The organism is Streptococcus mitis (assembly GCF_001074635.1).
Taxonomy (GTDB): domain Bacteria; phylum Bacillota; class Bacilli; order Lactobacillales; family Streptococcaceae; genus Streptococcus; species Streptococcus mitis_E.
In genome coordinates this window covers 1-216 of record NZ_JUQO01000007.1, presented here as the reverse complement: position 1 = coordinate 216, position 216 = coordinate 1, and the positions used below count along the sequence as shown (strand labels likewise).

The 216-nt window shown below is 35.2% G+C and carries 1 protein-coding gene; it reads left to right on the top strand.

Annotation, left to right across the window (positions count from 1 at the left end; all coding sequences use genetic code 11):
- Positions 1 to 216 (top strand): SHIRT domain-containing protein (locus ADI58_RS00160; RefSeq protein ID WP_049521010.1); only part of this gene is annotated, 216 nt, incomplete at both ends.

Below are 216 nucleotides of genomic sequence, written 5' to 3'. Positions count from 1 at the left end.
GCTATAAACCAACTGACCAAAATCGTTATGCAGATAAAGCAAATGTAGATGCGATTCAACCGACAACTAAAGAGTACGTAGATGCAGAAAACGATGGTAAATGGATATTCAAGAGCTACGATGCTGAAAATAAAACAGTAAATAAGGCAGATGTAGAGTTTATAGGAACATGGGTATTCGAAGCTAATAAATACGGTGTAACGTACAAATTTGAAA